Origin of the sequence: Lentzea sp. NPDC005914 (genome assembly GCF_040629405.1) — a bacterium.
Lineage (GTDB): Bacteria > Actinomycetota > Actinomycetes > Mycobacteriales > Pseudonocardiaceae > Lentzea.
The window spans coordinates 250,582-275,635 of record NZ_JBEXVQ010000001.1 but is presented as its reverse complement, the minus strand read 5'-3'; the positions used below and the strand labels follow the sequence as shown (position 1 = coordinate 275,635).

The following is a 25,054-nucleotide window of genomic DNA, read 5'->3' as shown; positions in this document are numbered from 1 at the left end:
ATGGTCGACACGTGCCAGCATGGTCCTATGGATCGACGCGGGTTTCTCAGGCTTGCGGGACTGGCGGGCACCGGCGCGGCACTCGCCGCCTGTTCCACCCCGGGAAGTCCGGTTGTCACGCCATCGCCCAGTTCGTCCGTTCCGAGTGGACCGCCGGACTGGGCCGCCCTGCGCGCGCGGATGTCCGGCCAGCTGGTGCTCGCCGGTGAGAACGGGTTCACCTACCAGGGCTTCAACCCCGTGCGGGACGGCAGCAAGCCCGCCGCCGTCGCTCGCTGCACGTCGGCGGCCGACGTCCAGGCGTGCGTGGAGATCGCTCGGCGGCGCGTGCCCCTCGCCGCGCGCAGCGGTGGCCACAGCTACGCCGGGTACTCGTCGCCGGAGGGCGGGCTGCAGATCGACCTGCGCCGCCTGGCCGACGTGGAGGTGCTGGCCGGTGACCAGGTCCGCATCGGCGCGGGCGCCGCACTCGGTGACCTGGCACGGACTTTGGTGGCCTCTGGCCGTTGCCTGCCCACCGGCACGTGTCCGTCCGTCGGGGTTGCTGGGCTGACGCTCGGCGGCGGTATCGGCGTGCTGTCCCGCAAACACGGCCTGACCTGTGATCACCTGGTCAAGGCGACCGTGGTGACGGCGGACGGCCGGGTGGTCACGACGTCCGCCGAGCAGGAACCCGACCTGTTCTGGGCGTTGCGCGGTGGTGGAGGCGGCAACTTCGGGATCGTCACCGAGTTCGTGTTCGCCACGGTGCCCGCGCCCGAGGTCACGGTCTTCTCGCTCCAGTACCCCGCGGGTGCCTCGGCCGACGTGCTCGGCGCGTGGCAGGGGTGGATCGCGCGGGCACCGAACGAGATGTGGTCCAACGTCGTCGTTCGTGGTGGCGCGCAGGCGAGTTGCAAGGTCGGCGGCTGTTTCATCGGTTCTGTCGGCGACCTCGCCGCGTTGCTGGGCGGACTGCCGGCACCTGCCTCGCGGTACATCCTGCCGCAGAGCTACGCCGAGGCCACGAAGTACTTCGCGGGTGGTCCGATCGACCGCGAGTCGTTCGTGGCGTCGTCGCGGATCGTGCGCGAGCCGATCAGCGACCCGGCCAAGGCGGTCGGCCTGCTGGCCGGGCAGTCCGACGAGACCTACGTGATCTTCGACGGGTTGGGCGGGGCGGTGTCGGACGTCGCGCCGGACGCCACCGCGTTCCCCCACCGCACCGCACTCGCCTGTGCCCAGATCTACCTGAAGACGCCGCCAGAGGCCGCCGAGCAGGCGACTCGTGCGCTGGGGCAGATCCGGGACGGGCTCGGCGCGCTGGTCGGGGACGCCGGGTACGTCAACTACATCGACCCGCAGCTGCCGAACTGGGCGCAGGCGTACTACGGCGCCAACCTCCCGCGGCTGCGCGAGGTGGCCGCGAAGTACGACCCCGACCGGGCGTTCGGGTTCGCCCAGGCCGTGCCGAAATAGGGTCAGGCCCGGCGCAGGCGTGGTGCCGTGCTCGCGCGGCCCGAGAGTTTCGGTGGCAGCAGGGTCAGAGGTGCCGTCGGAAGACCGTTGAGCCTCGCGACGAGCAGCTCCATCGCCTGCCGTCCCAGCTCCTCCGCCGGCAGCTGCACCGAGGTCAGCTGCATCTGCTCGGCGAGCTCGTCCGGGCAGATCGCCACGACGGCCACGTCGTCGGGAACCTTGCGCCCCAACGCCCGCAGGCTGCCCGTGACCCAGCCGAGCGCCGCCTCGTTGTGCACGACGAGCGCGGTCATGGCCGGTTGTGTGCGCAGCAACGAGCGCACGGACGTCAGCACCGACTCGTAGTCGTCCTCGGCGGGCAGCGCCGTCGACGCGATGCCCCGCCGCATGGCCGCCGCGCCGAACCCGGCCATCGTGCGTTGCGCGTAGCCGGTGTTGCGCTGGTACACGACGCTGGGAGCGCCGAGGAACCCGATGTAGCGGTGCCCGAGATCGGCCAGGTGGTCGACGCACCGCGCCCCGGCGGCCTCGAAGTCGAGGTCCACACAGGTCAGTCCCTTGACCGCCGCCGGGCGTCCGATGAGGACGGACGGCTGGGCCATCTGCCGCAGCAGTGGCACGCGGTCGTCGTCCATCTCGACGTCCATCATCAGGAAGCCGTCGACCTGGGCGCTGCCCGCCACCCTGCGCAGGCCCTGAGCGCCCTGGTCCGCCGTCACCAGCAGCACGTCCATGCCGTGCCGGCGGGCCGTCGTGACCGCCGCCGTCACGAACCGCATCACCACCGGCAGCTGCACGCCGCGACGCAGCGGCAGCACCAGCGCCACCACGTTCGCCCTGCTCGTCACGAGCGCCCGAGCGCCGGCGTGCGGGTGGTAGCCCAGCTGCCGGATGCTCTCCCTGACCTTGGTGCGGGTCTCGGTCGAGATCGACCGCTTGCCCGTCAGCACGTAGGAGACGGTGCTCGGCGCGACGCCGGCATGCCTCGCCACATCCGAGATGGTGACCACGTCGGCACCTCCGTGTGTTGGTCGTTCACAGCCGCGATCGACCGGGTACCAGGTCGGCCGGTCTGAGCACGGCGACGATGTCGTGCTCGGCCTTCTTGGTCACCCAGGGTGAATCGAATCGCTTCGATCGGACTTCGTGAACGTGGCACGGCCCACACCGGCCGTCAAGACGCGGTGAGCCCGTTTCGACTTGTTCGACACATTTTCTGTCGAACGGCGCGTCTCATTCGACAATTCGACTCGGAAAACGCTTTCCACATTGTGCCGCAACACATTTGAACCCTTGCGCGGCGTGCTGGAACGGTTCATCGTAGCCGCCGTGGACCTGCGACGAAGCGTTCTGCTCCTAGTGGTGGTCACCCTCGTCCTCGCCGGGCAGCTGCCCGCGTTCGCGCGTTCCTCACCCGGTGAGCACCTCGACCGCGGGCTCGTCGCGGCCACTGTCAGCGACGGCGTGCACCTGAGCTGGCGCCTGCTCGGGCAGGAAGCGACCGGTGCCACCGCCACGGGGATCGCCGGGCCTGATTTCGCCGTCTACCGCAACGGAGAGCGGATAGCGACTGTCACGGACAGCACCACTTACGTTGATGCGGAGGCGACGCCGGGTGCGCGCTATCAGGTCGCTCCCCTGCGCCGCGGTGTCGCCCTGGGGCGCAGCAAGGCCGTGACCGCGTGGACGGGGTCGCATCACGACCTGCCGCTGCGCAAGCCCGCGGACGGCGTGACACCGGCGGGCGAGCCCTACACCTACTCCGCCAACGATGTGAGCGTCGGCGACGTGGACGGCGACGGGCAGTACGAGTACGTCGTCAAGTGGGATCCCAGCAACTCCAAGGACGTCTCACAGGTCGGCTACACCGGGCCGGTGTACCTCGACACGTACCGCTTCGACGGCACGCTGCTGCACCGGATCGACCTGGGCGTGAACATCCGGGCCGGCGCGCACTACACCCAGTTCCTGGTCTACGACTTCGACGGCGACGGTCGCGCGGAGCTGATGACGAAGACCGCGCCGGGCACGCGTGACGGCCGCGGGCGGTACGTCACGATGCCGCGCGAGGACGTCCGTGCCGGCTACTCGCACTCCGACGACTACCGGCTCAGCCCTGAGGGCTATCGCCGGCACCTCGTCGAAACCTTTCGCGGCTGGGACCGGCACCCCGAGGTCGTCGCCGGTCACTGGCCCGCGACGCTGGAACAGGCGTTCGGCATCGAGCCGCGCTACTCCTACCCTCTGTCCACTGAGGACGCCTCCGCGCTCGTCGACCACTTCATCGACGTGTACGCGCCTTCTCGCAGTGCCAACAACAAGCTGCGCCAGTTCGCGGGCTTCATCGTCGACGGGCCTGAGTACCTTACGGTGTTCGACGGCGCCACGGGCCGCGAGCTGCAGACCGTCCGCTACGAGCCGGGCCGCACCGATGACGGTCTCCTGTGGGGCGACTACGCCATGCCGCGCATCGAACCGGGCAACCGCGTCGACCGGTTCCTGTCCGGAGTCGCCTACCTCGACGGCACGCACCCGTCCGCGATCTTCGCCCGCGGTTACTACACCCGGTCGACCGTCGCGACCTACGACTGGGACGGCAGGCACCTGAAGAAGCGCTGGCTCGCCGACAGCGGCTGGGTGCCGATGACGAACCCGTTCCGCGACGCCCCGCACGGCCGCGACGGCACGAACCCGAGCCACGCCAGGCTCACCACGCAGGGCGCGCACTCGCTCAGCGTCGCCGACGTGGACGGCGACGGCCGCCAGGAGATCGTCTACGGCGGCGCGACGCTGGACGACGACGGCTCGCTGAAGTACAGCTCGTTCGGCGTGCTGCCACCGGGCAGCGCCGAGCCGGGAGCCTTCGTCCGGGTCGGGCACGGCGACGCCCTGCACGTCACCGACATCGACCCGGCCCGCCCCGGCCTCGAGATCTACATGGTCCACGAGGGCGCCCGCTCCGCCCCGTACGGCTACGCGCTGCGCGATGCCCGGACCGGTCAGACGATCTACGGCGCGTACTCCGGCATGGACACCGGCCGCGGCATGATCGGCGACGTCCGCCCGGACGTGCCCGGCATCGAAACGTGGTCGTCCATGCCGAACGGCTCGGACTCCGGTGGTCTCTGGAGCGCGGACGGCCGCCGGCTCGAAGACCGTTCTCCCGGCACGAACATGAGCATCCGCTGGGCGGGCGACCTGACCACCCAGATCGTGAACGGCGCTCAGGACGTCACACCCACCGTCGACGACTGGCGGCGCGGAACCCTGCTGACGGCGTCGGGCACCCGCGCCAACAACGGCACCAAGGGAACTCCCTCGCTCGCGGCCGACGTCTTCGGCGACTGGCGGGAGGAACTGGTCCTGCGCACCCAGGACAGCACGGCGTTGCGCTTCTACCTCAGCACCGAACCGACGAACCACAAGATGTACACGCTCATGCACGACCGCCAGTACCGCGTCGAGGTCGCCCGCCAGCAGACCACCTACAACCAGCCGTCGTACCCGAGCTTCTACCTCGCGTCGGACGTCGACTGGTCGCGCGTTCCCCTGCCCTCGCGCCGAAAGGTGTCATCGTGAAACTCCTGGTCGCAGCAACGGTTCTCGTCAGCAGCGTCGTCATCACCCCGGCCGCGTCCGCCGCGAGCTCGCCCAACGACCCGAACGTCAGGTACTTCGGCCGTTGGAACACGAGCACGTCGAGCGCCTACGTGTCCGAGTGGGCCGGCGCCTACCTCGTCGTCGGCTTCACCGGCCGGACGGTGAAGCTCAAGCAGCGCCGCGCGATCGACTTCTACGTCAGCATCGACGGCGGTCCGGACGTGTCCTACGTGAACAAGTCCGGCACGGTGAACCTCACCCCGGCGCCACTGGCCGCGGGCAGCCACACCCTGCGCGTCTCCTACCGCCCGATCGCGGGCTCGTACAAGGGCGACGCGGTGTACCAGGGCATCGAGCTCGACAGCGGTGCGAGGACGTTCGCCCCGACCGTGCCGTCGAAGATCATCGAGTTCGTCGGCGACTCGATCACCGTGGGCCAACTGTCGTCGAAGCAGGCGCTCACGGCCTACGGCTGGCTCACCGGCGAGAAGCTCAAGGCCGGCCACACCCAGATCGCGGTCGGCGGCGCCTGCCTGCACCCCGCCGCCGACGGCTGCCTGAGCATGCGGGAAGGCTTCCTGCGCACCGGCCTCGCACTTGACGCACCCGCGTGGAACTTCAACCGGTACAAGGCGAACGCCGTCGTGATCAACCTCGGCACCAACGACGTCGGGCACAGCGTCACCAAGGACCAGTTCCGCGCTTCCTACGTGACGCTCCTGCAACGCGCCCGGCAGAAGTACCCGACCGCGGCGATCTTCGCGCTGGGCACGTTCCGCAAGCGGTTCCTGCCGGAGACGCAGGCGGCGGTCAAGGAGGTCAACGACGGCAACGCGTACTTCGTCGACACCACGGGCTGGATCGACGAGGCCACCGACACCGCGGACAACGTGCACCCCAACGACCAGGGGCACCGCAAGATCGCCGACCGCCTGGCCCCGATCGTCGCCGCGAAGATATGAGCAGCCGCCCACGTTGCTGAGGGGAGCTTTCCCGACCTGAGTCGGGAAAGCTCCCTTCACTTCGAGTGACTGCGTTCAGAGGTTGACCGGCTTGCCGCCGAGCGTCACGAGCAGCTTGCCGTCCGAGGCGAACGACCAGCCGAGAGCGCCGGTGTAGCCCGAGCACCTTGAGCCGTTGGTGCCCAGCCAGAACTGGTTGGAGCTGTCCGCGTTGCCGACGGTCTTGTCGTTGGAACCCTTGCTGCTGCGACAGGACGTGTTGCCGCGGAACGTCGTGCTGCCCGCGTCGAACGAGAAGTTGCGCTCGTCGTTGTCGATGCTGAGGTTGTTGGACACGGTCATCGCGCCGGGGTTGCGGTTGTAGGTGAAGCCGTGCTTGCCGTTGTCGAACGCGATGGTGCGCCGAACGACGTGTGGCACGGCGATGTCCTCGCCGCCGAGCTTGAAGCCGTTGCGGTCGCCGTTGCCCGCCTGGCCGCCGTTGCTCAGCGTGCCGTTCTTGTACGACAGCGAGTCCTCGATGGTCACCGGGCCGATCGCGCCGGTGTCGGACTTGGTGTAGAGGTCCCATCCGTCGTCGATGTTGTTGTGCGACACGGCGTACCGGAACACGTTGCCGGAGCCGACGGTCAGCTTCGCGGCGAAACCGTCGGCGTCCTCGCCGTCGGAGTCGCGGTTGTCGTGGGACTCGGCGCTGAGCACGAGGTTGTTGGCCGGCCACTGGTTTTTCGGCGTGCTGGACGCGATCCGCGAGAGCTGCAGGCCGGTGTCGCGGTTGTACCGGGTGATCGTGCGCTCGAGGATGTTGTTGCTGCCACCGACGAAGATTCCGTTGTCACCTGCTCGTTCCACGATGAGGCCGTAAACGTGCCAGTACGAGCCGTTCACGGCCAGACCGCGGTTCGCCGGATCTTCGGTCTGAGCCGAGAAGTTCAGCACCGGCTTCTCGCCCTGGTAGGCGGTCAGCTTCTTGCGGGCACTCGCCGTGCCGTTGTTGCCCGCGGCGATGGTGACGGTCTTGGCGAGGCTGTAAGTGCCGCCGCGCACGAAGATGGTGCCGCCCGCCGCGATTCGGGTGATCGCCGAGGTCAGCGTGGTCGGGTCCGAGATCGTGCCGGTCGCGCCGTCACGGCCAGCGGGCGACACGTACAGCGCGGTGTCGGCGGCGGACGCGGGTAACGGCGACGCCAGGACGACAGCCAATGCCACAACTATGGATTTCATCATTTTTCTCCCTGAGTGCGAAAGGATTCCGGGAGCGCTCCCACGCAAACTAACGCACCCACTTCAAGAAATGCAACGAAGCCCGAAAAGATTCACAACGGTGAAAAGCGTGCAATTCACGAATATAAATCGACGCTAAACGCGCGCAGGCCGAATCCGCGGACGGGCCCGTCCGCGGATTCGGCGTTCAGTTGTCCCCCGACTAGCTCAGGGAGTGGCGAAGCTCGGATGCGGTGGCTGGTTGTAGGCGGTGTTCTGCCACGCCACGGCTTCCCGGTACTGCCGGTCCGCCATCAACGAGGCCCGCCGGATCGAGGTCGGTTCGGTCGTCGAGTAGATGCGCAGCGCCCGGCTGTCCGAGGTGCGCCAGACGACCTCCTCGCGCCAGTCGCCGAGGATGTCCGCCTGCAACGCCGGCGTGGACTTGGTGCCGTTGTTGGAGGCCACGCCCGAACCGGTGAGCAGCCGCGTGTCACCGTTGGGCCCGTACTTGTCGATCGTGGTGCCGTTGAGCAACTCGCGCTGCGCGTCGCCGTCCCACCAGATCACGAAGTTGATCGAACCCGGCTTGCGCGCCGCGACCTGGGCGCCCGTGGTGGCGGACCGCAGCCCGCCCACCGCGGCCGACCACGCCTCCGCGCCGGGGTTGCCGGCCCAGATGTCGGCGGCCACCCCGCGGCCGTTGTCGCAGCCGCACGTCGGGGCGCTCCACAGGATCTGGCCCGTGCGGGCGTCACCCATCCAGTCCGCGACCTCGTTCGTGTGCTCCGACGGTTTGAACACCTCGAGGCCCGGCCGGGACGGGATGAAGTCGCCGACGTGCAGCGCGTCGCCGTGATGGGTGCCGTTCTGCCACAGGCCGCGGCCGTTGTCGTCGATCGCCATCGAGCCGTAGATGATCTCGTCACGGCCGTCCGAGTCCACGTCGGCCACCGACAGCTGGTGGTTTCCCTTGCCCTCCCAGGCCGAGCGGTTCGACTGGGCCGCCGAGTCGAACGTCCAGCGCTGGGTCAGCTGGCCACCGCGGAAGTCCCACGCCGAGATCACGCTGCGGGTGTAGTACCCGCGTGCCGTGACGATGCTCGGCCGCGAACCGTCCAAATAGGCCGTTCCCGCCAGGAAGCGGTCGACCCGGTTGCCGTAGCTGTCACCCCACGACGAGACAGTTCCCCTTGGTGGCACGTAGTTCTCGGTGTCGAGCACCGCGCCGTCCGTGCCGCGGAACACCGAGAGGAATTCCGGTCCGGTCAGCACGTAGCCGTCGGAGTTGCGGTGGTCCGCGTTCGCGTTGCCGATCACCTGCCCGGTGCCCGACCGCGTGCCGTCCGCGGTCTTCACGGCGATCTCGGCCCTGCCGTCACCGTCGTAGTCGAAGACCTGGAACTGCGTGTAGTGCGCGCCCGCACGGATGTTGCGGCCGAGGTCGATGCGCCACAACCGGGTGCCGTTGAGCTTGTAGGCGTCCAGGTACACGTTGCCCGTCCGGCCTGCCTGCGAGTTGTCCTTGGCATCCGCGGGATCCCACTTCAGGACGAACTCGTACTCGCCGTCGCCGTCGAGGTCGCCGACCGACGCGTCGTTCGCCACGTAGCCGGATCCGGGGCTCTGGATCGGGACGTCCTTGCTCGTCGCCAGGGTGCCGACGGACCGCGTGGCCGCCGATTCCACGCCTCCGCCCACCTGACGCACCGAGTAGGACGACGTCGCGGGCGCACCCGTGTCGAGATAGCTCGTCGCCGTCGTCACCGGCGCGCGGTTGACCTTCACCCCGTCGCGGTAGACGTCGAACGCCACGTCAGCGGCGTCGGAGCCGAGCAGCCGCCACGACACGAAGTTGCCGTCGCCGTGCACCGACCGGATGCTGACGAGCCCGCGGTCCGCGGTGGGCGCCGGTTCCGCCACCGCGGGAACGCCGCCCGCGAGGAGAATCGCGAGCACGACCGAAATGGTTGTCCGCCTCATCGCCACGGGCGCACGCGTGAAGTTGTTCATGGAGCTATTCCTCCCGGGAAATCGAAAGGTTTCACCACGAGATACATTAGCGTCGAATAAATCGAACGCGGCGCGCGCAATTCTTCGACCTTTGTTCGACGCGGCGCTAAAGTTGCGAGCACGACGACGGGGAGGCCGGTTGATCACCATCAAGGACGTCGCCAGGCACGCCGGCGTGTCCACCAGCACGGTGTCCTACGTGCTCAGCGGCAAGCGACCGATCTCGAAGGCGACCTCGCAGCGCGTGCGCCGCAGCATCCACGAGCTGGGCTTCCACCCCAACGCGGGAGCCAGGGCCCTGGCGAGCAGCCGCACGAACGTTCTCGCGCTCGTCGTTCCACTCCGGACGGACCTCAACCTGCCGGTAATCATGGAGTTCGTGGAGTCGATCGTCGCGAAGGCGCGCGAGCACGACCACGACGTCCTGTTGCTCACCAAGGAGTCCGGCTCCGACGAGGTCCATCGGGTGATCGCGTCCGCACGGGCCGACGCCGTGATCGTGATGGACGTCGAAGCACGCGACCCGCGTCTGGCCGTGCTGCGCGAACTGGCGGTGCCGATGGTGCTGATCGGCGTGCCCGCCGATCCCGCCGGGTTCAGCTGCGTCGACCTGGACTTCACCACGAGCGGCGCGCACGCGGTCGAGCACCTGGCCGGTCTCGGGCACCGCTCGGTCGGGCTCATCGGTTCGGCACCGGCCGTCTACGACCGCAAGACCGGCTACGCGACACGGTTCCTGTCCGGGTTCACGAAGAGCGCGCGCGAGCACGGCGTCACTGTCCACATGCACCCGTGCGCTCCCTCCTACAGCGCCCTGAGCGCGTGCATGGACAGCTTGCTGCGCCCCGAGATCGCCGTGACCGGTCTGGTGGTCCACAACGAGGCCGTGCTCGCGGACGTCGTGCTGGAGCTGAGGCGGCGGAGCAGGCGGGTGCCGGAGGACATCTCGGTGATCGCGCTGTGCCCGGACGCCATCGCCACCACCCAGCCGGTGCCGCTCACGTCGATCGCGATCCCGGCGGACGAGGTCGGCGCGATCGCGGTGGAGATGCTGATGCGAGGGCTGGCGGGCGAGCAGCCGGCCGAAGTCAGGCTGCTCGCCCCTCATCTCACCGATCGAGGCAGCACGGTCACAGCACCGAGCACGGCCGGTCGTTGAGCGTGAACGACAAGGGTTTCGCGTTCGTGCCGGTCCAACTGGCGTTGAACCCGAAGCCGACGGTGGCGTTCGGCTTGATCTCCTTGTTGTAGCCCTGATCGGCGACCGTCACCGCGGCGCCGGTCTGGGTGAGCTTGCCGTTCCACAGCTGGCTGATCACCTGGCCGTTGGCGAACGACCACTTCACCGTCCACCCGGTGACGGTCGCCGATCCGGTGTTGGTGACGTCGACGGACGCCCCGAACCCGCCCTGCCACTGGTTCTGCACGGTGTACTTCACCGAGCACCCGGATCCCGGCGGGTTCGACGTGGTCGTCGTGGTTGTCGTGGTAGTGGTCGTGGTCGTCGTAGTGGTCGTTGTGGTGGGCGGGGTTCCGGTCATCTCGCCGAGCACGATGCCGCGTCCGTTGGTGCCGAGGTAGACCCGGCCGTACACCCGCGGGTCCCCGGTGATCGCGTCCCCGATGTTGCCGTACTGATGACGGTCGTCGTTGATCCGCACCCAGCTCGCACCCGAGTCGTCGGACCGGAAAACGCCTTTCACGCCACCGACTTCGCCGATCAGGTACAATGCCGGGTACGTCTGTCCCGCGGCGGCCTTGCCGAAGCCGATGTTGAGCGAGCTCGCGACACCGGTGACCTTCGCGAAGCTCGCACCGGAGTTCGTGGACCGCCACAACCCGCCCGTACCCGCGAGCCAGATGTCACCTTCCCTGCCCTGCACGGCCTTGAAGTGCGCCGAGTCCGGCAACCCCGTCGCGGCCGTCGCCGTGAAGCTCGCGCCGCCGTTGGTGCTCACGTAGAACTTCCCGGCGGAGAACCCGTAGAACTTCATCGGGTTGACCCGGTCCGACTCCACGACAGCGCCCGCGGGGATGCCGGTCGACGCCGTCCACGAGTTGCCGAAGCCGGTGGCCTGGTGCACGCCTGTTCCGGCCGGGCTCCAGACGAACCTGCTGCCGTCCGCCGCGGCGGCCACCGTGCCGCCACCGGTGACCCCGCCCGGTTCCTGACCCTGGAACCAGTTCGCGCCGCCGTCGGTGGAGAACGCGACGCGGTTGTCGTTGGGCCTACTGGTCTTGTCGAAGTCGCCTACCCGCACGATCGTCGCGGGGTTCAGCTCGGCGTAGTCCAGGCTGCGCGTGGAAGTGAAGTACGGCTGGGTGAACGTTCTGGCCGGGACCGCGTCCAGCCGGTCGTGCCGGAAGCCGCCGATGTCACCGAGTGCGCTGATCAGCGGCGGTCCGGACGGTGGGCTGATCAGGTCCGTCACCGCGGTCTCCTCGAGCCCCGCGGCCATCGGCTTGATGGTGAACTGGGTGCCGCGGTCCCACGCGGTGAGGTCCGTGGTGCCGTAGATCGTGGCGCCCGTGCCGTACATCATCCGATCGGAGTTGAACGGGTCGATCTCCATCGACTCGGTCATCCAGCCGAGCTTCGGCGAGACCTCGGGCGGTGCGGGGTTCGCGCCGAGGTCGAGCCAGGGCGCCGCGCTGATGTCCATCTTGTAGCGGAAGCTGCGGTTCGGGTAGCTCGTCCAGTCCCAGACGCGTGTCCACGTGGCGCCGTAGTCGGTGCTGCGGAAGAACACCACGTCCGGCCACCAGGCGATCTGCGTGGCGACCATGAGCGTGCCGGGCTTCTTGCGGTCGACGGTCAGGCCGCTGTAGCCGAACGTGTTGTCGGTGCTGGTCGACGGGACCGGGCTGATCCGGGTCCACGCCCCGGACGCGGTGTTCAGCTTCCAGACGTCCCCTTTGGCGCCGTCGTACGGACCACCGGTGTCGCTCGTGGCGAGGTAGAGCGTGTCACCGTCCAGAACTCCCTTGTGCGGCAGGAAGCCCGTCGGTTGCCCGGCCACGCGTTCCCACGTCGTGCCGCCGTTGGTGCTGCGGTAGACGTTGTTCTCCTTGTCCGCGACACCCACGTAGATGGTCTGGGTGGCCGTCGTTTCGCTGCCTGTGCGCGGGTCGAACGTCACCCACAGCACGCCCTGGTTGTCGTTGAGATACCCGTTGGGGTCGTTGGGATCCTGCGCGTAGTTGCCGGGGTTCGGGAACGCCGTGACCTTGCTCCAGGTGGCACCGAAGTCCGTGCTGCGCCACAGGCCGTTGCCGCTCGGCGCGCCGAAGTACAGGACGCTGTCGCGGTTCGGGTCGATCGCGAGCCGCTCCCCCATGCCGCGGCCCGGCATGTTGCCGCCGATCTTGAACGGCAGCGGCGCGGTCTGCCACGTGGTGCCGCGGTCGGTGGACCGCAGGATCGCGCCGTTGTTGGGGTCCCAGCTGTTGGTGTACATGCCGGCGGCGACGTACACGCGGTTCGGGTCGACGGCGTCGGTCGCGAGGCTCGCGACGCCGTTGAGCCCCCAGTTGCCGAGACCGACGTGGTCGAGCAACGGGATCCATCTGTTCGTCTGCGGGTTCAACCGGTACGCGCCGCCGATGTCCGTGCGCGCGTAGACCAGGTTCGGCTCGCGCTGGTTGAACACGATCCCAGGCACGAACCCGCCGCCCGCTATCTCGACGTTGCCCCACGAGTAGGTCTCGGCCGCCGCGTGACCCGCGCTCGTCGTCTGAGCTACCACGACGAGCGCGGCCGTCGTCACCGCCGCCAGTGCGCCTGCGAAAACTCTCCGCATCGAGAATTCCCTTCTCGCCGATTTCAGCGATAGTCGCTCTCGCGCGCACACAAATTCAAACAGTACTCAGATTTCGACTCGATTCGACTTCGCGAACACCTCGATCTCGCCGAGAGTGAGATATCCGGACGGCCGGGCGGTCAGCACGACGCGGACCGCGGTCGCCGGCGGTGACGGGCTCAGCGTGACGTCGGTCTTTGCGCCGGTCACGTCGACTTCGCCGCTCGCGTCGACCCACGTGCCGTCGGTCGTGCGCACCTGGACCTTGAGGCTCTTGGCGATTCCTCCGTCGCCGTCGCGGTAGGAATGCACGGCGATCTTCGTCAGATCACGTGCTTTCAAGAACGTGAACGTGATCGCGTCGGACGGGTTCTTGGTACCGGACTTCCAGTTCGACCACGCCTTTTCGTCGGTGACGCCGTTGCGCAGGCGTTCGGCGGAGTAGCCGGACTCGGTGTAGGTCGCGGCGACCGCTGCTTCCGGCGCCACGTTGATCTCGACGGGTTCGGTGACCTCGACGACCGCCGTGGCCGCGACCGTGCTGCCGTCGACGACCCGGGCACGTCCGGTCACCGTCACCGTGCCGACCTTGTCGAACACTCCGGCGTCCCACGTGACCGGCAGTTCGGCCTGCCCGCCGCGCTTGCCGATTCCCGTGACGGTGGCGGGAAGATCCGGCCGCCCGCCGACGTAAGTCCTGGCACGAGCCGGGATCGTCGAGGTGATCGTGTCCACGGTGACCACGGCCAGCGCGTCCAGCTTGTGCCCCAACGCATCCGTCGCCGTACCGCGCACCCGGACCGTGCCGGGCTGGTTCCACCTAGAGTCTGACGGCACCTCCCACACCACAGGCAGAGCGCCTCGCGCACCGTCGCGGTAAACCGCTGCCACAGTGCTCGGCAGCACGGGACGCAGCTTGGGAACCGTGAACACGGCGGCGTCCTGCGTCCGCAGCACGGTCTCGTCGGTCACGGTCCACCGCTGGCTCGCACCCGACGTCGGGGTCTTCGCCGACACCACCTCGCCGGTCGCGTCGATCAACGCCCCGGTGGTCGCGTTGACGAACGTCCAGCCGCCGTCGCCGGTCGTGGAAATGATCCACTCCGCGGCGGGGTCCTCGGCGGACTGCAGCACCACCGCGTCACCGACGGCGGCGAGCCGGGTGCCGGACACCGCGTTGACGATCTCGTAGCGCTCGCGGTTCCCGTTGCCGTGCCCGAGTTTGCGCACCGACCACAGCTGCCGCCCGCTCGTGACGTCGGTCGTGCGCGCGACCGCGCGGGACCAGTCGTCGGACGGCTGCAGCGACATCCCGCTCATGCCCAGCCGGTACACGTGGCTGGGCTGAACCAGGGCGGCGTCTCTAGACGCCCCGGACACGCCGTCGATGACGAACGTCGTGACCGACTTCGCCGGCACCGCGAGCGTCGCCGACCCGCCGGAGACCTTCACCGGCTTGCCGCGCACCAGAGCACCGTCCGCGCTCGTCACCACCGGGGTCACCCGCGCGTTCGCCGACACGCTGCGGAACCGCGAGAGGTCGAGGGTGACCGCGCGGGCCGCGGAGCCGTTGTTGACGTGCACGACGCTGGCGCCCTGGCCGAAGCGCTTCACCGCGGCGACGCTCGACGGGTCGTCGGTCTTCACGAACCTGTCGCCCGGCCGGACGAAGTGGGTGAAGTTGCGGATGGTGTTGAACTTGGAGTTCGTCTTGATCGGGCAGGACTCGAGCGTGTCGGTCGCCTTGCAGGTGAAGGGGATGTGGATGCTGCCCCAGTTCTTGCCCGCGGCCTGCTGCGGGATCGAGTCCTCGATCGGCTGCCAGAACACCCAGGCCGACGGTTCGAGCTCGCGGATGTCCTCGAGCATCCTGGTCGCCATGCCCAGACCGGGTTCCATGCCCGTGTAGTCGGTGGTGCCGCTGCCCCAGGTGCCCTCGACCTCGCTCATCCAGAGCTTCTCACCGGCACCCTTGGCGATGTCCCGCGCGCTCGTGCGCTGACCGGTACCGTACGTGTGGACGTTGAGCTGGTCGATCACGTCCCGCGCCGGTCCGTAACCGTTCCAGTTGCGCACGAACGTTCCCGGGTTGGTTTCGTCCATTGCGGACACTTTTGTCTTCGACCGCAGCTGGTCGAGCGCACGCCGTGTCGCGAGCAACACCTCCTGCTGCAACTCGGGTCCGGCGTGCGCACCCTCCTGGCGTCCGCCGGTCGGCTGGCCGTCCGCGCCGATCTGCGTGCCCCAGTAGTTCGTGTTGGGCTCGTTCAACGGCGCGAGGGTGTCGAACCTGATGCCGTGCGCCCGTTCCAGCTCCTGCGTGACGCGGGCCAGGTACGTGGCGAAGTCGTCGACGCGGTCCCGGCGGATCTGGTCGGTATTGGCGTCGAACCCGCCGGACACGTAGCCGCTGACCGTCTGGAACCACGGCGGCGAGTTGCTGAAGGCCTCCCACCTGGTGACCTTGCGCTTGATCTGGTCGACCCACCAGCGCTGGTTGGCGTCCGCGCCGAAGTTCCAGTGATCGGGATTGTCGGCCTGCCACCAGTCCACGTCCGCGCGCGTGGTGCCGGGAGGTGCTTTCCAGAAGCCCTCCATCGTCGCGCCGACCTTCATGTAGTCCTTGCGGACGTCCGGCGCGTTGCCACCGCCGATGTTGTACCGCGCGACGTTCAGCCGCAGCCCGTCCTCGCCGAACAGCATGTCGGCGAGCTTGCGGCGGATCGGGTCCGGGTAGCCGCCGGTGACGTTGGCCATCCACACCAGGCTCGTGCCCCAGCCCTCGAACTCCGGCTGCTGGTAAGACGGGTCGACGCGGACCGTGACCCCGTTCTGCGGCAACGGGTCCGCGCTCGCGGTTGTCGTGACGGTGAGCCCGGCGACGACGAGGACCAGTGCCAGCAGGAGTCTCGCCACGTCAGGCCCCCAGCCGGAAGTCGGCCACGCGGATCGGCGACGGTGTGCTGCCAGTGGAGGTCTGCTGGTACTGCACCGACAGAATCCCCTGTGAGGCGACACGGGACGTGTCGACGTTGACCTCACCGAACGCCTGCAGCGACGGGCGGTCGAACACGGTCGTCCAGTCGGTCCACCCGCTGGCCCTGCTCGCCGCCACGATCTTGCCGCGCGGCATCACCAGGTACGCGTTGTCGTCGCGGTCGAGCACGATCTTGGTCCGCTGCGTGTGGTTCGGCGGGATCGGGACCTCCATCTTCGTCCACTTCCCGTCCGCGCCGCGGTAGACGTGGAACGTGCGGCCGTACTGGGCGCGCTGCTGCGCGTAGTTCGAGACGCACTGGGTGAAGCGGCCGGGCACGTAGCTGATCACCACGTGCGGCCGGCCGCTCGTGTCCACCGCCTGGCTCTCCTGGTTCATCAGGCCGTGGTTCGGGTCGAGCGGGTCGGCCACCAGACCGGGCGAGCCGACGCTCACGGGCGTCACGTAGGTTCCCGCGCCGTTGCGCCACGTCCGGCCGCGGTCGTCGCTGTAGACGTAGCCGGTGTCGTGGTTGGTGAGCCCGCCCGGGTTGCAGAGCACGCCGGCATTGCCTTCACGCCAGGTGAAAGCGGCGTGCAACCGTCCGCATCGGTCGTACGTGAGCCCGTGCAGGTACATGTTGCGGGTGGTCGACACGACGCCGTTCGGACCGGTGTACGAACCCGTCGCGGACGTCCAGCCGCCGAGCTTGCGCCACGTGCCGCCGGAGTACTCGGCCAGCTCGTTGACCCCGTTGCCGGAACCGCCGGTGCGGTAGCTGAACTGCAGCCTGCCCTCCGGCGTCACCAGGAACTGCGGGTAGGTCATCGAACCGAGCTCGACGCTCCCGAGCGTCCGCTGCACCTCACCGAAGGACTCGGCGTTCCACCGTTGCGCGCCGATCGCCAGGCCTGGCTTGGACCGGAAGTAGAACAACCGCGTGTTGTGCGTGTCCAACGCGACGTGGATCGTGTTGTCCTGCGGGGAGATTCCCAGCGAGATCACGTTGTGCGAGTCGTCGACGCTGAGCTGGTGCGGTAGAACCACGGTCTCCCACCGGGTGCTGCCGACGCTCCGACGTGCGATGACGGCGTTGCGGCTCGCGGTGTACCACGTGGCGTACTGGCGTCCCTGGTACGTCACGATCGCGTCCTGCTGGAACGAGTTGTTGTTCACCAACCCGTCGTAGGAGACGAAGTACAACGCCGAGGGGTCGAGCACCGTGTCGCTCATGAGGCTCACGCCGGGCGCCGCGTGCGCGGTCCCCGGCGCGGACAGCGTTGCGGCGGTGACAGCCGCGGTCAGCAGATGTACGAACGTCCTGGCCATGTTCGGTGAGCGTGCAGTCGAACAAAATCGAACGCAAGGGACGAGTCGTTCGATAACAGCGGCCGAGTGTGAACGGCACGGACCTCGCGGCCCCTTGTAGCGTCTCAGCCCCAACTGTTCACTTGTGTTCACTTCTGTCTGAACATGGAGGTTCAGCGTGCGGCGCGCGATTGTTCTTGCGACAGTCATGGTGGTTGCGGCGGGTTCGATGACACCGGTCGCCGCCGCCGTCGATGCTCCTCCCGACGTGCACACCTACCTCGAAGATCCGCGCAGGGTCGAAGAAGGGCAGGAACCGCACCACGCGTTCCTCGACCAGCAGGCGAACTTCACGCGGTCGCTCGACGGCAAGTGGCGGATCGCGATGGCGGACAAGCCTTCCGAGGTGCCCGCCCGGTTCTACGCCGACGACTACGACACGTCCGGCTGGCGCACCGTCGCCGTTCCGCACACCTGGCAGACCGACGGCCTGGACCACCCGATCTTCCGCAACATCGCGACCGAGGTGCAGCCGGACGACCCGCCCCACGTGCCTCGCGACATCAACCCGACCGGCGCGTACGTGCGCGACTTCGACGTGCCCGCCAACTGGACTAAGCGCGAGACGTTCCTGCGCTTCGAGGGCGTGACGTCCGGCTACTTCGTGTGGGTCAACGGCAAGTACATCGGCTACGACCAGGGCGGCTACACCCCGGCGGAGTTCGACATCTCCCCCGCGCTGCGGCCGGGCCGCAACAAGATCGCCGTGCAGGTGCACCGCTGGGGTGCCGGTTCCTACCTCGAGGACTACGACCAGTGGCGGTACTCGGGCATCTTCCGCTCGGTGTCGCTGTACTCGACGCCCGCGACGTTCATCCAGGACGCCACGCTCAAGACCGATCTCGACGCCACCTACACCGACGCGACCCTCACCGCGGACGTCGAGCTCGGCCGCAAACCCGGCGGTACCACCGGAACACACCGCGTCACCGCCAGCCTGCGTGACGCGAAGGGCAAAGAGGTCGGTTCGACGAGTGCGGAAACCGATGGCAGCACGGCACGTCTGACGTTGCCGGTGCGCAACCCGGCCAAGTGGACCGACGAGACGCCGAACCTCTACACCGTCGTGCTGACGCTCACCGCGCCCGACGGCACGAAGCACGTCGTCAGCGACACCACCGGCTTCCGCAAGATCGAGATTCGCGACCGGATGTTGCTGGTCAACGGGAAGCGCGTGCTGTTCAAGGGTGTCAACCGCGCGGAGACCGACCCCGAGCACGGCCGGCACGTGCCGCGGAAGGCGCAGGAACGCGACGTCCAGCTGATGGAGGACCTCAACGTCAACGCCGTCCGCACCTCGCACTACCCGAGCGACCCGTACTTCTACGACCTCGCCGACAAGCACGGTATCTGGATCGACGACGAGGTCGACATCGAGACCCACGACCACGAGAACTGCGCCCGGTGGTGCGAGGCGAACCAGCCGGAGTGGCGCGACGCGTTCATGGACCGGATGACCGCCATGGTCGAACGGGACAAGAACCACCCGAGCGTCTTCATGTGGGACACCGGCAACGAAGCCGGTCTCGGCGCGCACCACTACGACATGGCGAAGTGGGTCAAGGCCAACGACCCGTCGCGCCCGGTCTACCACCAGTCGAACAACCCCGACGGTGACGCGCCGTTCGCCGACGTGTGGGGGCCGCGCTACCCGTCGCCGGAGAGGTTCGCGGACCAGGCGAAGAGCACGACCAAGCCGTTGATCTTCGGCGAGTACGCGCACGCGATGGGCAACAGTCTCGGCAACTTCCGCGAGTTCTGGGACATCATCCGCGCCAACCCGCAGACCCAGGGCGGCTTCATCTGGGACTGGGCCGAGCAGAACATCAAGACGAGGACGCAGCTCACGCCCGACACGTCCGGCAACAACATCGCCGCGCTGCTGTCCGGTGCGCCGAAACTCGTCGACGGGCATCGCGGCAAGGCGTTGTCGTTGTCGGGCCTGGACGACTTCGTCGAGGTCTACCGCGACCGCAAACTCGACATCACCGGAACCGCGCTCACGCTGGACGCGTGGGTCAAGCCGGGTAAGTGGACCGGGCAGTTCCCGATCATCGCCAAGGGCGACCACCAGTGGACGCTCAAGATGAAGAACGAGACGACGCTCGAGTTCTTCATCCACAGCGGCACGTGGCGCGCGGTGCAGGCCAAGGTGCCGGCCGACTTCTACGGCAAGTGGCACCGGGTCAGCGGCACTTATGACGGTGTCGCGGTCCGGTTGTACATCGACGGCGCCGAGGTCGGCACGCTGCCGTTCACCGGCGCGATCGACTACTCGGCGGCGGACGTGAACATCGGCCGCGACTTCGAGATGTCGTGGAACGACCCGTCGACCGTCGGCCGGCTCGCCAGCGGCGACGTCGACGACGTGCGGATCTACGACCGTGCGCTGTCCGCTGCCGAGCTGAACGCTGCGACGCCGGTCGGTGGCGCCGTACTGGCTCTGGACTTCGACCGAGTGCAGCAGAAGGGCACGCATCTGGCGTACGGATCGACTCTGTCCGGTGTGGACGGTCTGATCGACTCGGACCGCACGCCCCAGCCCGAGACGACGCAGCTGGCGTGGGTGCACCAGCCCATCCGGTACGCCTACTCCGGCGGCGTGCTGTCGGTGACCAACGAACGCCAGTTCACCGGCACCGACGACCTCATGTTGCGGTGGCGGGTCACCGAGGGCTCCCGGACGGTCAAGAGCGGCTCGCAGCCGTTGCGGGTCGCCAGCGCCTCGACCGCCCAGATCCCGCTGCCGGTCACCGGCTCCGACCGCGAACGGTTCCTGACCGTCGAAGCGGTGGTGTCCTCCGGGCACGTCCTCGCGCACGACCAGTTCTCGCTGGGCGGCAGCAAGGTTCCTGGCCTGGACAAGGCACCGCTCGACTGGGGCGTGGTGTTCACCCAGGACGACGACGCCAAGGTCACCGCGACCGCCGCCGGCACCACCTACACGGTCGACAAGAAGTCGGGTGCGCTGACGTCGATCAGGTCGTGGGGCCGGGAACTGCTCGCCAGCGGCCCGAAGCTCGACGCCTGGCGGGCCCCGATCAGCAACGAGACCTACACGTGGGGCCGCGCGGAGGGCGAGGACTGGCGCAAGGCGGGCCTCGACCGGCTGGAGACGACCGTGACCGGCGTGCGCGTCGAGAAGGACGGCCTCAAGGCCACGCGGATCATCGTGGACAGCAAGGTGGCCGCGCCGGGCGTGAGCGGGGCGTGGTTCGACCAGACGATGGTCTACTCGGTGGACTCGGCGGGTGTGCTGAAGCTCGGTCATAAAGTCACGCCGCAGGGTTCCGTGCGGACGCTGCCCTATCTGCCGCGCATCGGTGTCCAGCTGTCCGTGCCGGACCGCTACTCCGAGTTCTCCTGGTACGGCCGGAAGGCGGAGAGCTACGTCGACCGCAAGGACGGCACGCCGATCGGGGTGCACTCCAGCTCGGTGGCCGACCAGTACGTCGAGTACCACCGCCCGCAGGACCACGGCAACCACACCGACACCCGGTGGGCGCTGCTCACCGACGGCCGCACGTCCGGCCTGCTGGTGTCGGGTGTGCCCGAGGTCAGCGTGACGCAGTACGACGACATCGAGCGAGCCGCGTACCCGTTCATGCTGCAGCGCAACAAGGGCTACTTCACGCTGCACGCCGACCACGCGGTGACCGGTGTCGGTGACACGCCGAACCCGGTGCGGCAGCGCAGCCAGGTCCGTCCCGACTCCACCTACGAGTACACGATCACGATGCGGCCGCTGACGTCGCAGGAGGCCTGGTCGGGCAAGCCGGCGGGCGCCTGACCCGGAGGAGATGGCCCCGGTCTCGGCCGGGGCCACCTCTTTTTCACGCCCTCGTCCGTCCGATGTAGACGTTGCGAGCCCGGTACACCGTGTCCGCGGCCGGGCCATGAGCCGGTACTGATCACGTCTTCCCACGTCTGCGCATACGCGGTGTTCGCAAACGTGGTCAAGAGGAAAAGTACAGCCATCGCGATTCTCGTTTTTCACACTGTGAAGCAGGAAGTTGCTGTCGCACAACGTTTTCGTCGATTCGACAACGACTTGGATTCGACGTGAACAATGTGAGGGGGCGTCTCGTTACGAACGGGTGACCGCGCAGCACTGCAGAAAGGGCACCCGCAGTGAAAGCCGTGTTCCACGAGTCACCCCTGCGCGACCTGCCACCGCTGGATCGCGCGTTGTTCCAGTCGTTCGGCGCCGGGCCGACCCGGACCCCGCCGTTCCACCACATCCACCACGCGGTCGGCGAACAGGCCGCACGACATCCGCACCTCACCGCCGTGGAACACCTCGGCGAGTCGCTGACCTACGCCGAGCTGAACCGCAAGGCTGAACTGCTGGCCGAGCACCTGGTCCGCGCGGGTGTGCGGCCCGGCGATCGGGTGGGACTGTTCCTCACCCGATCCATCTCGATGGTCGTCGGCATCCTGGGCGTGCTCAAGGCGGGCGCGGCCTATGTGCCACAGGACGTGCGCATCGCGCCGACGGTCCACTTGCGACACATTGTCCGCACCGCCCGCATCGACTTCGTGCTCACCACCGGTGAGCACCAGGCCTCGCTGCCCGCCGGCCTCGGCACGATCATCGCGATCGACCAGGTGCCCGACGCCGCGTCGTTCTGCCGCACCCCGGCCGCGAGCTCGGACATCGCCGCCGTCATCTTCACCTCCGGCACCACCGGACGTCCCAACGGTGTGCAGGTCTCGCACGCCAACCTGTGCAACGTCCTGCTGACCGCGCCCGGATGTCTCGGCGTCACACCGGGAACCAGGGTGTCGCAGCTGCTGAACATCGCGTTCGACATGGCGCTGTGGGAGATCCTCGGCACACTGGCGCACGGCGGCACGCTCGTCATCCGCGGCAACGACATCGAGCAGACGGCCAGCACGGTGGACGTCGTCATCGCCACACCCAGCGTGCTGGCGTCGCTCGATCCCGGCGTGTGCCACAGTGTTCGCACCGTCGCGGTCGCCGGCGAGAGATGCCCGCAGTCGCTGGCCGACGTCTGGGCACGCCAGGCCGTCTTCCACAACGCGTGCGGACCCACCGAGGTCACCATCGTCAACACGATTCAGCGTTACGAACGCGGTGGCCCGCTGACCATCGGCAGGCCCGTGCCGAACACGACCGTGTACGTGCTCGACGAGCACCTGCGGCCGTGCCGGATCGGCGAGGTCGGCGAGATGTGGGCGGGCGGCGAGTGCGTGACCGCGGGCTACCTCGGCGATCCCGAGCTGACGGCCGAACGCTACCGGCCCGACCCGTTCCTGGGCGGTGATCACCTGATGTTCCGCACCCGCGACCTCGGGCGGTGGACGCGTGATGGGCAACTGGAGCACCACGGCCGCACCGACGACCAGGTCAAGGTGCGCGGGTTTCGGGTCGAGCTGGACGCGGTGACGTCGGCGCTGGAAGGTGCGGTCGACTGCAGCCGGGCCACGACCTTGCTGCACGACGGCAAGCTCGTCGGGTTCATCAGCCCGGCCAGCGCGGTGCCGGAACAGGCCAGGAGAGCCGTGGCGGCGAAGCTGCCGTACTACTGCGTGCCGACGTTGATCGTGCCGGTCGACACGCTGCCGACCACCGATCGCGGCAAGGTCGACCGGCGAGCGTTGTTGTCGCGTTTGGACGGACAGAAGGAAACCGTGGCATGACCTCAGTTCACGCTGTCCAGCTGCCGCCGGCCGACCGCTCCTGGCGCACGATCCTGCGGCGCAGGCCGTTCACCCACCACAACCGGCTCGTCGCCTTGGTCGTGCTGGTCAACCTCGGTTTCGCGGGCTCGCTGGATTCCGACAGGTTGACCGGGTTGGTCGTCGCCAACCTCACCCTGGCCGCCCTCATCCGCCAGCAACTCGTGATCAACCTGCTCTTCCGGCTCGCCACCAGCGCGCCCACCCGCTGGCCGTTGAAGATCCGCTGGACGCTCGGCAAGGTCTACCACTTCGGCGGACTGCACGTCGGCGGCGCGATCTGCGCCACCGCCTGGTTCCTCGTGCTCGCCGCCACGACCACCGGACCACCGCTCATCCTGACGCTGACCTGGACGATCATGGCCTTGCTCGGCGCTCTCATCGTGCTCGCACTCCCCCGCCTGCGCGCCAAGCACCACGACCTGTTCGAGCGCTCGCACCGCTTCGGCGGGTGGGCGGTGCTCGTGCTCTTCGCCATCCTGTCCGCCATCCAGAACCCCGTCTTCCTCTGGCCCCTCGCCCTCGTGGTGGCCAGCGTGGCGTTGCCCTGGCTGAGGCTCCGGCGGGTTCCAGTGCACATCGTCAGTCCGTCACCGCACGTCGCGCTCGTATCGTTCGACCACGGCGTCACCCCGTTCGCGGGCTCGTCGACGACGGTGAGCCGCCACCCGTTGCTGGAGTGGCATTCCTTCGCCAACGTCCCGGCGCCGGGACGCAGCGGCTTCCGGCTCACCATCTCCCGCTCGGGCGACTGGACGGCGAAGTTCATCGCCGACCAGCCGAGTCACGTGTGGGTCAAGGGCATCCCGACCGCCGGTGTCGGCAACATCGACAAGCTCTTCACCAGGGTGGTGTGGGTCGCGACCGGCAGCGGCATCGGACCGTGCCTGCCCCACCTGCTGGCCGGGGACACTCCGTCGGTGCTGGTGTGGTCGACCCGCAACCCCCGCCGCACCTACGGGGACGCGCTGGTCGGCGAGATCCTCGGCGTGCAGCCCGACGCCGTCGTCTGGGACACCGAGAGCCAGGGCAAACCGGACCTCGTCGCGCTCGCGTACGAGGCCTGCAAGCGCTTCGACGCGGAAGCGGTCATCTGCATCTCGAACAAACCCACCACCTGGCAGATCGTCGAGGAGCTGGAAGCCAGGGGAATTCCGGCCTACGGCGCGATCTGGGACTCGTGAGGAGACCACAATGGACTATCAGACACTCGTACTCGACGAGCACGACGGCGTCCTCACGGTCACCGTGCACCGCCCGCCCGCGCGCAACGCGTTGTCCCAGCAGACGCTCACCGAACTGCGTCACCTCCTGACGAACCTCACCGGCCCACGCGCGGTGCTGCTCACGGGCTCGGAAGGCCCCGCGTTCATCGCCGGAGCGGACATCCGCGAGATGGCGGCGATGTCGCCGGAGGAGGGCGAGACGTTCGGCGCGCTGGGCCAGGAGGTGACCCGGCTGCTCGAACAGCTGCCGATGCCCGTCATCGCCTGCGTCGACGGCTTCGCGCTCGGCGGCGGTTGCGAGATGGCCATGGCGTGCGATTTCGTCTACGCCACCCGCAAAGCCGTGTTCGGGCAGCCAGAGGTCCTGCTGGGGCTCATCCCGGGCTTCGGCGGCTGCGTCCGGCTGTTCCGCCGCGTCGGCGTGGCCAGGGCGCGCGAGATGATCTACTCCGGGCGCCGCGTCGACGCCGCCGAAGCGCACCGGCTCGGGCTGGTCAACGAGGTGTTCGACAGTCGCGAGGAGATGTTCGCCGCGGCACGGCTCGTGCTCGCCGACATCGCCGCCAACTCCCCCGCCGCGGTCTCGGCCTGCAAGTCGGTGATCAACGCCGCGGACGGCCTGAGCGTCTCGGACGGCCTGCGAGTCGAGCTCGAAGCGTTCCGGCAGGCGTTCACGACCTCCGACATGCGCGAGGGCACAGCCGCGTTCCTGGCCAAGCGCACGCCCGAGTTCCGAACCTAGGG

General features: G+C 68.4%; 14 protein-coding genes. 8 read left to right on the top strand and 6 right to left on the bottom strand.

Translation table 11 applies throughout. From position 1 onward, the window contains the following. The first annotated feature begins 27 nt into the window (after nucleotides 1-27). Nucleotides 28-1,458, top strand: coding sequence for an FAD-dependent oxidoreductase (locus ABZ345_RS01160; protein WP_359841648.1), 1,431 nt, complete (start codon nucleotides 28-30; stop codon nucleotides 1,456-1,458). Between the two features lie 2 nt (nucleotides 1,459-1,460). Here ABZ345_RS01160 and ABZ345_RS01155 read toward each other — a convergent pair whose 3' ends face one another. Continuing rightward, entirely contained in the window at nucleotides 1,461-2,468 is a 1,008-nt protein-coding gene (locus ABZ345_RS01155; RefSeq protein WP_359841646.1) for a LacI family DNA-binding transcriptional regulator, read from the bottom strand. Between the two features lie 319 nt (nucleotides 2,469-2,787). Between ABZ345_RS01155 and ABZ345_RS01150 the strand changes: the two genes are divergently transcribed. Together ABZ345_RS01150 and ABZ345_RS01145 are read left to right on the top strand one after the other, a co-directional pair. Beyond that, nucleotides 2,788-5,037 (top strand): rhamnogalacturonan lyase, encoded by a 2,250-nt coding sequence (locus ABZ345_RS01150; RefSeq protein ID WP_359841644.1) that lies wholly within the window; start codon nucleotides 2,788-2,790, stop codon nucleotides 5,035-5,037. Further along, nucleotides 5,034-6,020, top strand: a complete 987-nt coding sequence (locus tag ABZ345_RS01145) for a GDSL-type esterase/lipase family protein (protein WP_359841642.1) — start codon at nucleotides 5,034-5,036, stop codon at nucleotides 6,018-6,020. Before ABZ345_RS01150 ends, ABZ345_RS01145 begins: the two co-directional genes overlap by 4 nt. A 75-nt stretch (nucleotides 6,021-6,095) precedes the next feature. Here the strand turns inward: ABZ345_RS01145 and ABZ345_RS01140 are convergent, their stop codons facing one another. Continuing rightward, on the bottom strand, nucleotides 6,096-7,244 hold the full coding sequence (locus ABZ345_RS01140) for a right-handed parallel beta-helix repeat-containing protein (protein WP_359841640.1): 1,149 nt from the start codon (nucleotides 7,242-7,244) through the stop codon (nucleotides 6,096-6,098). A gap of 207 nt (nucleotides 7,245-7,451) precedes the next feature. Beyond that, nucleotides 7,452-9,182, bottom strand: a complete 1,731-nt coding sequence (locus tag ABZ345_RS01135; RefSeq protein WP_359841638.1) for a rhamnogalacturonan lyase — start codon at nucleotides 9,180-9,182, stop codon at nucleotides 7,452-7,454. Nucleotides 9,183-9,375: 193 nt separating this feature from the next. Here ABZ345_RS01135 and ABZ345_RS01130 point away from each other — a divergent pair, with 193 nt between their 5' ends. Beyond that, the gene (locus ABZ345_RS01130) at nucleotides 9,376-10,395 is read left to right on the top strand and encodes a LacI family DNA-binding transcriptional regulator (RefSeq protein ID WP_359841636.1); all 1,020 of its coding nucleotides are present in this window, start codon (nucleotides 9,376-9,378) and stop codon (nucleotides 10,393-10,395) included. Here the strand turns inward: ABZ345_RS01130 and ABZ345_RS01125 are convergent. From ABZ345_RS01125 to ABZ345_RS01115, 3 genes are all read right to left on the bottom strand, one after another. Beyond that, complete coding sequence (locus ABZ345_RS01125) at nucleotides 10,367-13,036, bottom strand: cellulose binding domain-containing protein (protein WP_359841634.1); 2,670 nt, start codon at nucleotides 13,034-13,036, stop codon at nucleotides 10,367-10,369. The genes ABZ345_RS01130 and ABZ345_RS01125 overlap by 29 nt on opposite strands. 66 nt (nucleotides 13,037-13,102) lie before the next feature. Next, nucleotides 13,103-15,952 (bottom strand): glycoside hydrolase, encoded by a 2,850-nt coding sequence (locus ABZ345_RS01120; protein WP_359841632.1) that lies wholly within the window; start codon nucleotides 15,950-15,952, stop codon nucleotides 13,103-13,105. A 1-nt stretch (nucleotide 15,953) separates the two neighbouring features. Continuing rightward, nucleotides 15,954-17,342 carry a BNR repeat-containing protein gene (locus ABZ345_RS01115; protein ID WP_359841630.1) on the bottom strand — a complete coding sequence of 463 codons (1,389 nt, stop codon included), beginning with the start codon at nucleotides 17,340-17,342 and terminating at the stop codon, nucleotides 15,954-15,956. Between the two features lie 208 nt (nucleotides 17,343-17,550). Here ABZ345_RS01115 and ABZ345_RS01110 point away from each other — a divergent pair, with 208 nt between their 5' ends. From ABZ345_RS01110 to ABZ345_RS01095, 4 genes are all read left to right on the top strand, one after another. Continuing rightward, entirely contained in the window at nucleotides 17,551-21,171 is a 3,621-nt protein-coding gene (locus ABZ345_RS01110) for a glycoside hydrolase family 2 TIM barrel-domain containing protein (RefSeq protein WP_359841628.1), read from the top strand. 341 nt (nucleotides 21,172-21,512) lie between these two features. After that, nucleotides 21,513-23,045 (top strand): amino acid adenylation domain-containing protein, encoded by a 1,533-nt coding sequence (locus ABZ345_RS01105; RefSeq protein ID WP_359841626.1) that lies wholly within the window; start codon nucleotides 21,513-21,515, stop codon nucleotides 23,043-23,045. Beyond that, nucleotides 23,042-24,268 (top strand): hypothetical protein, encoded by a 1,227-nt coding sequence (locus ABZ345_RS01100; protein WP_359841624.1) that lies wholly within the window; start codon nucleotides 23,042-23,044, stop codon nucleotides 24,266-24,268. The genes ABZ345_RS01105 and ABZ345_RS01100 overlap by 4 nt, the downstream gene beginning before the upstream one ends. Before the next feature lie 10 nt (nucleotides 24,269-24,278). Then, the gene (locus tag ABZ345_RS01095) at nucleotides 24,279-25,052 is read left to right on the top strand and encodes an enoyl-CoA hydratase-related protein (protein ID WP_359841622.1); all 774 of its coding nucleotides are present in this window, start codon (nucleotides 24,279-24,281) and stop codon (nucleotides 25,050-25,052) included. The last annotated feature ends 2 nt before the right edge of the window (nucleotides 25,053-25,054 follow it).

Bases quoted from the DNA above. Each gene is read 5' to 3' on its own strand.
- ABZ345_RS01160 (WP_359841648.1), top strand. From the start codon at position 28: ATGGATCGACGCGGGTTTCTCAGGCTTGCGGGACTGGCGGGCACCGGC.
- ABZ345_RS01140 (WP_359841640.1), bottom strand. From the start codon at position 7,244: ATGAAATCCATAGTTGTGGCATTGGCTGTCGTCCTGGCGTCGCCGTTA.
- ABZ345_RS01125 (WP_359841634.1), bottom strand. From the start codon at position 13,036: ATGCGGAGAGTTTTCGCAGGCGCACTGGCGGCGGTGACGACGGCCGCG.
- ABZ345_RS01115 (WP_359841630.1), bottom strand. From the start codon at position 17,342: ATGGCCAGGACGTTCGTACATCTGCTGACCGCGGCTGTCACCGCCGCA.
- ABZ345_RS01110 (WP_359841628.1), top strand. From the start codon at position 17,551: ATGACACCGGTCGCCGCCGCCGTCGATGCTCCTCCCGACGTGCACACC.
- ABZ345_RS01100 (WP_359841624.1), top strand. From the start codon at position 23,042: ATGACCTCAGTTCACGCTGTCCAGCTGCCGCCGGCCGACCGCTCCTGG.
- ABZ345_RS01095 (WP_359841622.1), top strand. From the start codon at position 24,279: ATGGACTATCAGACACTCGTACTCGACGAGCACGACGGCGTCCTCACG.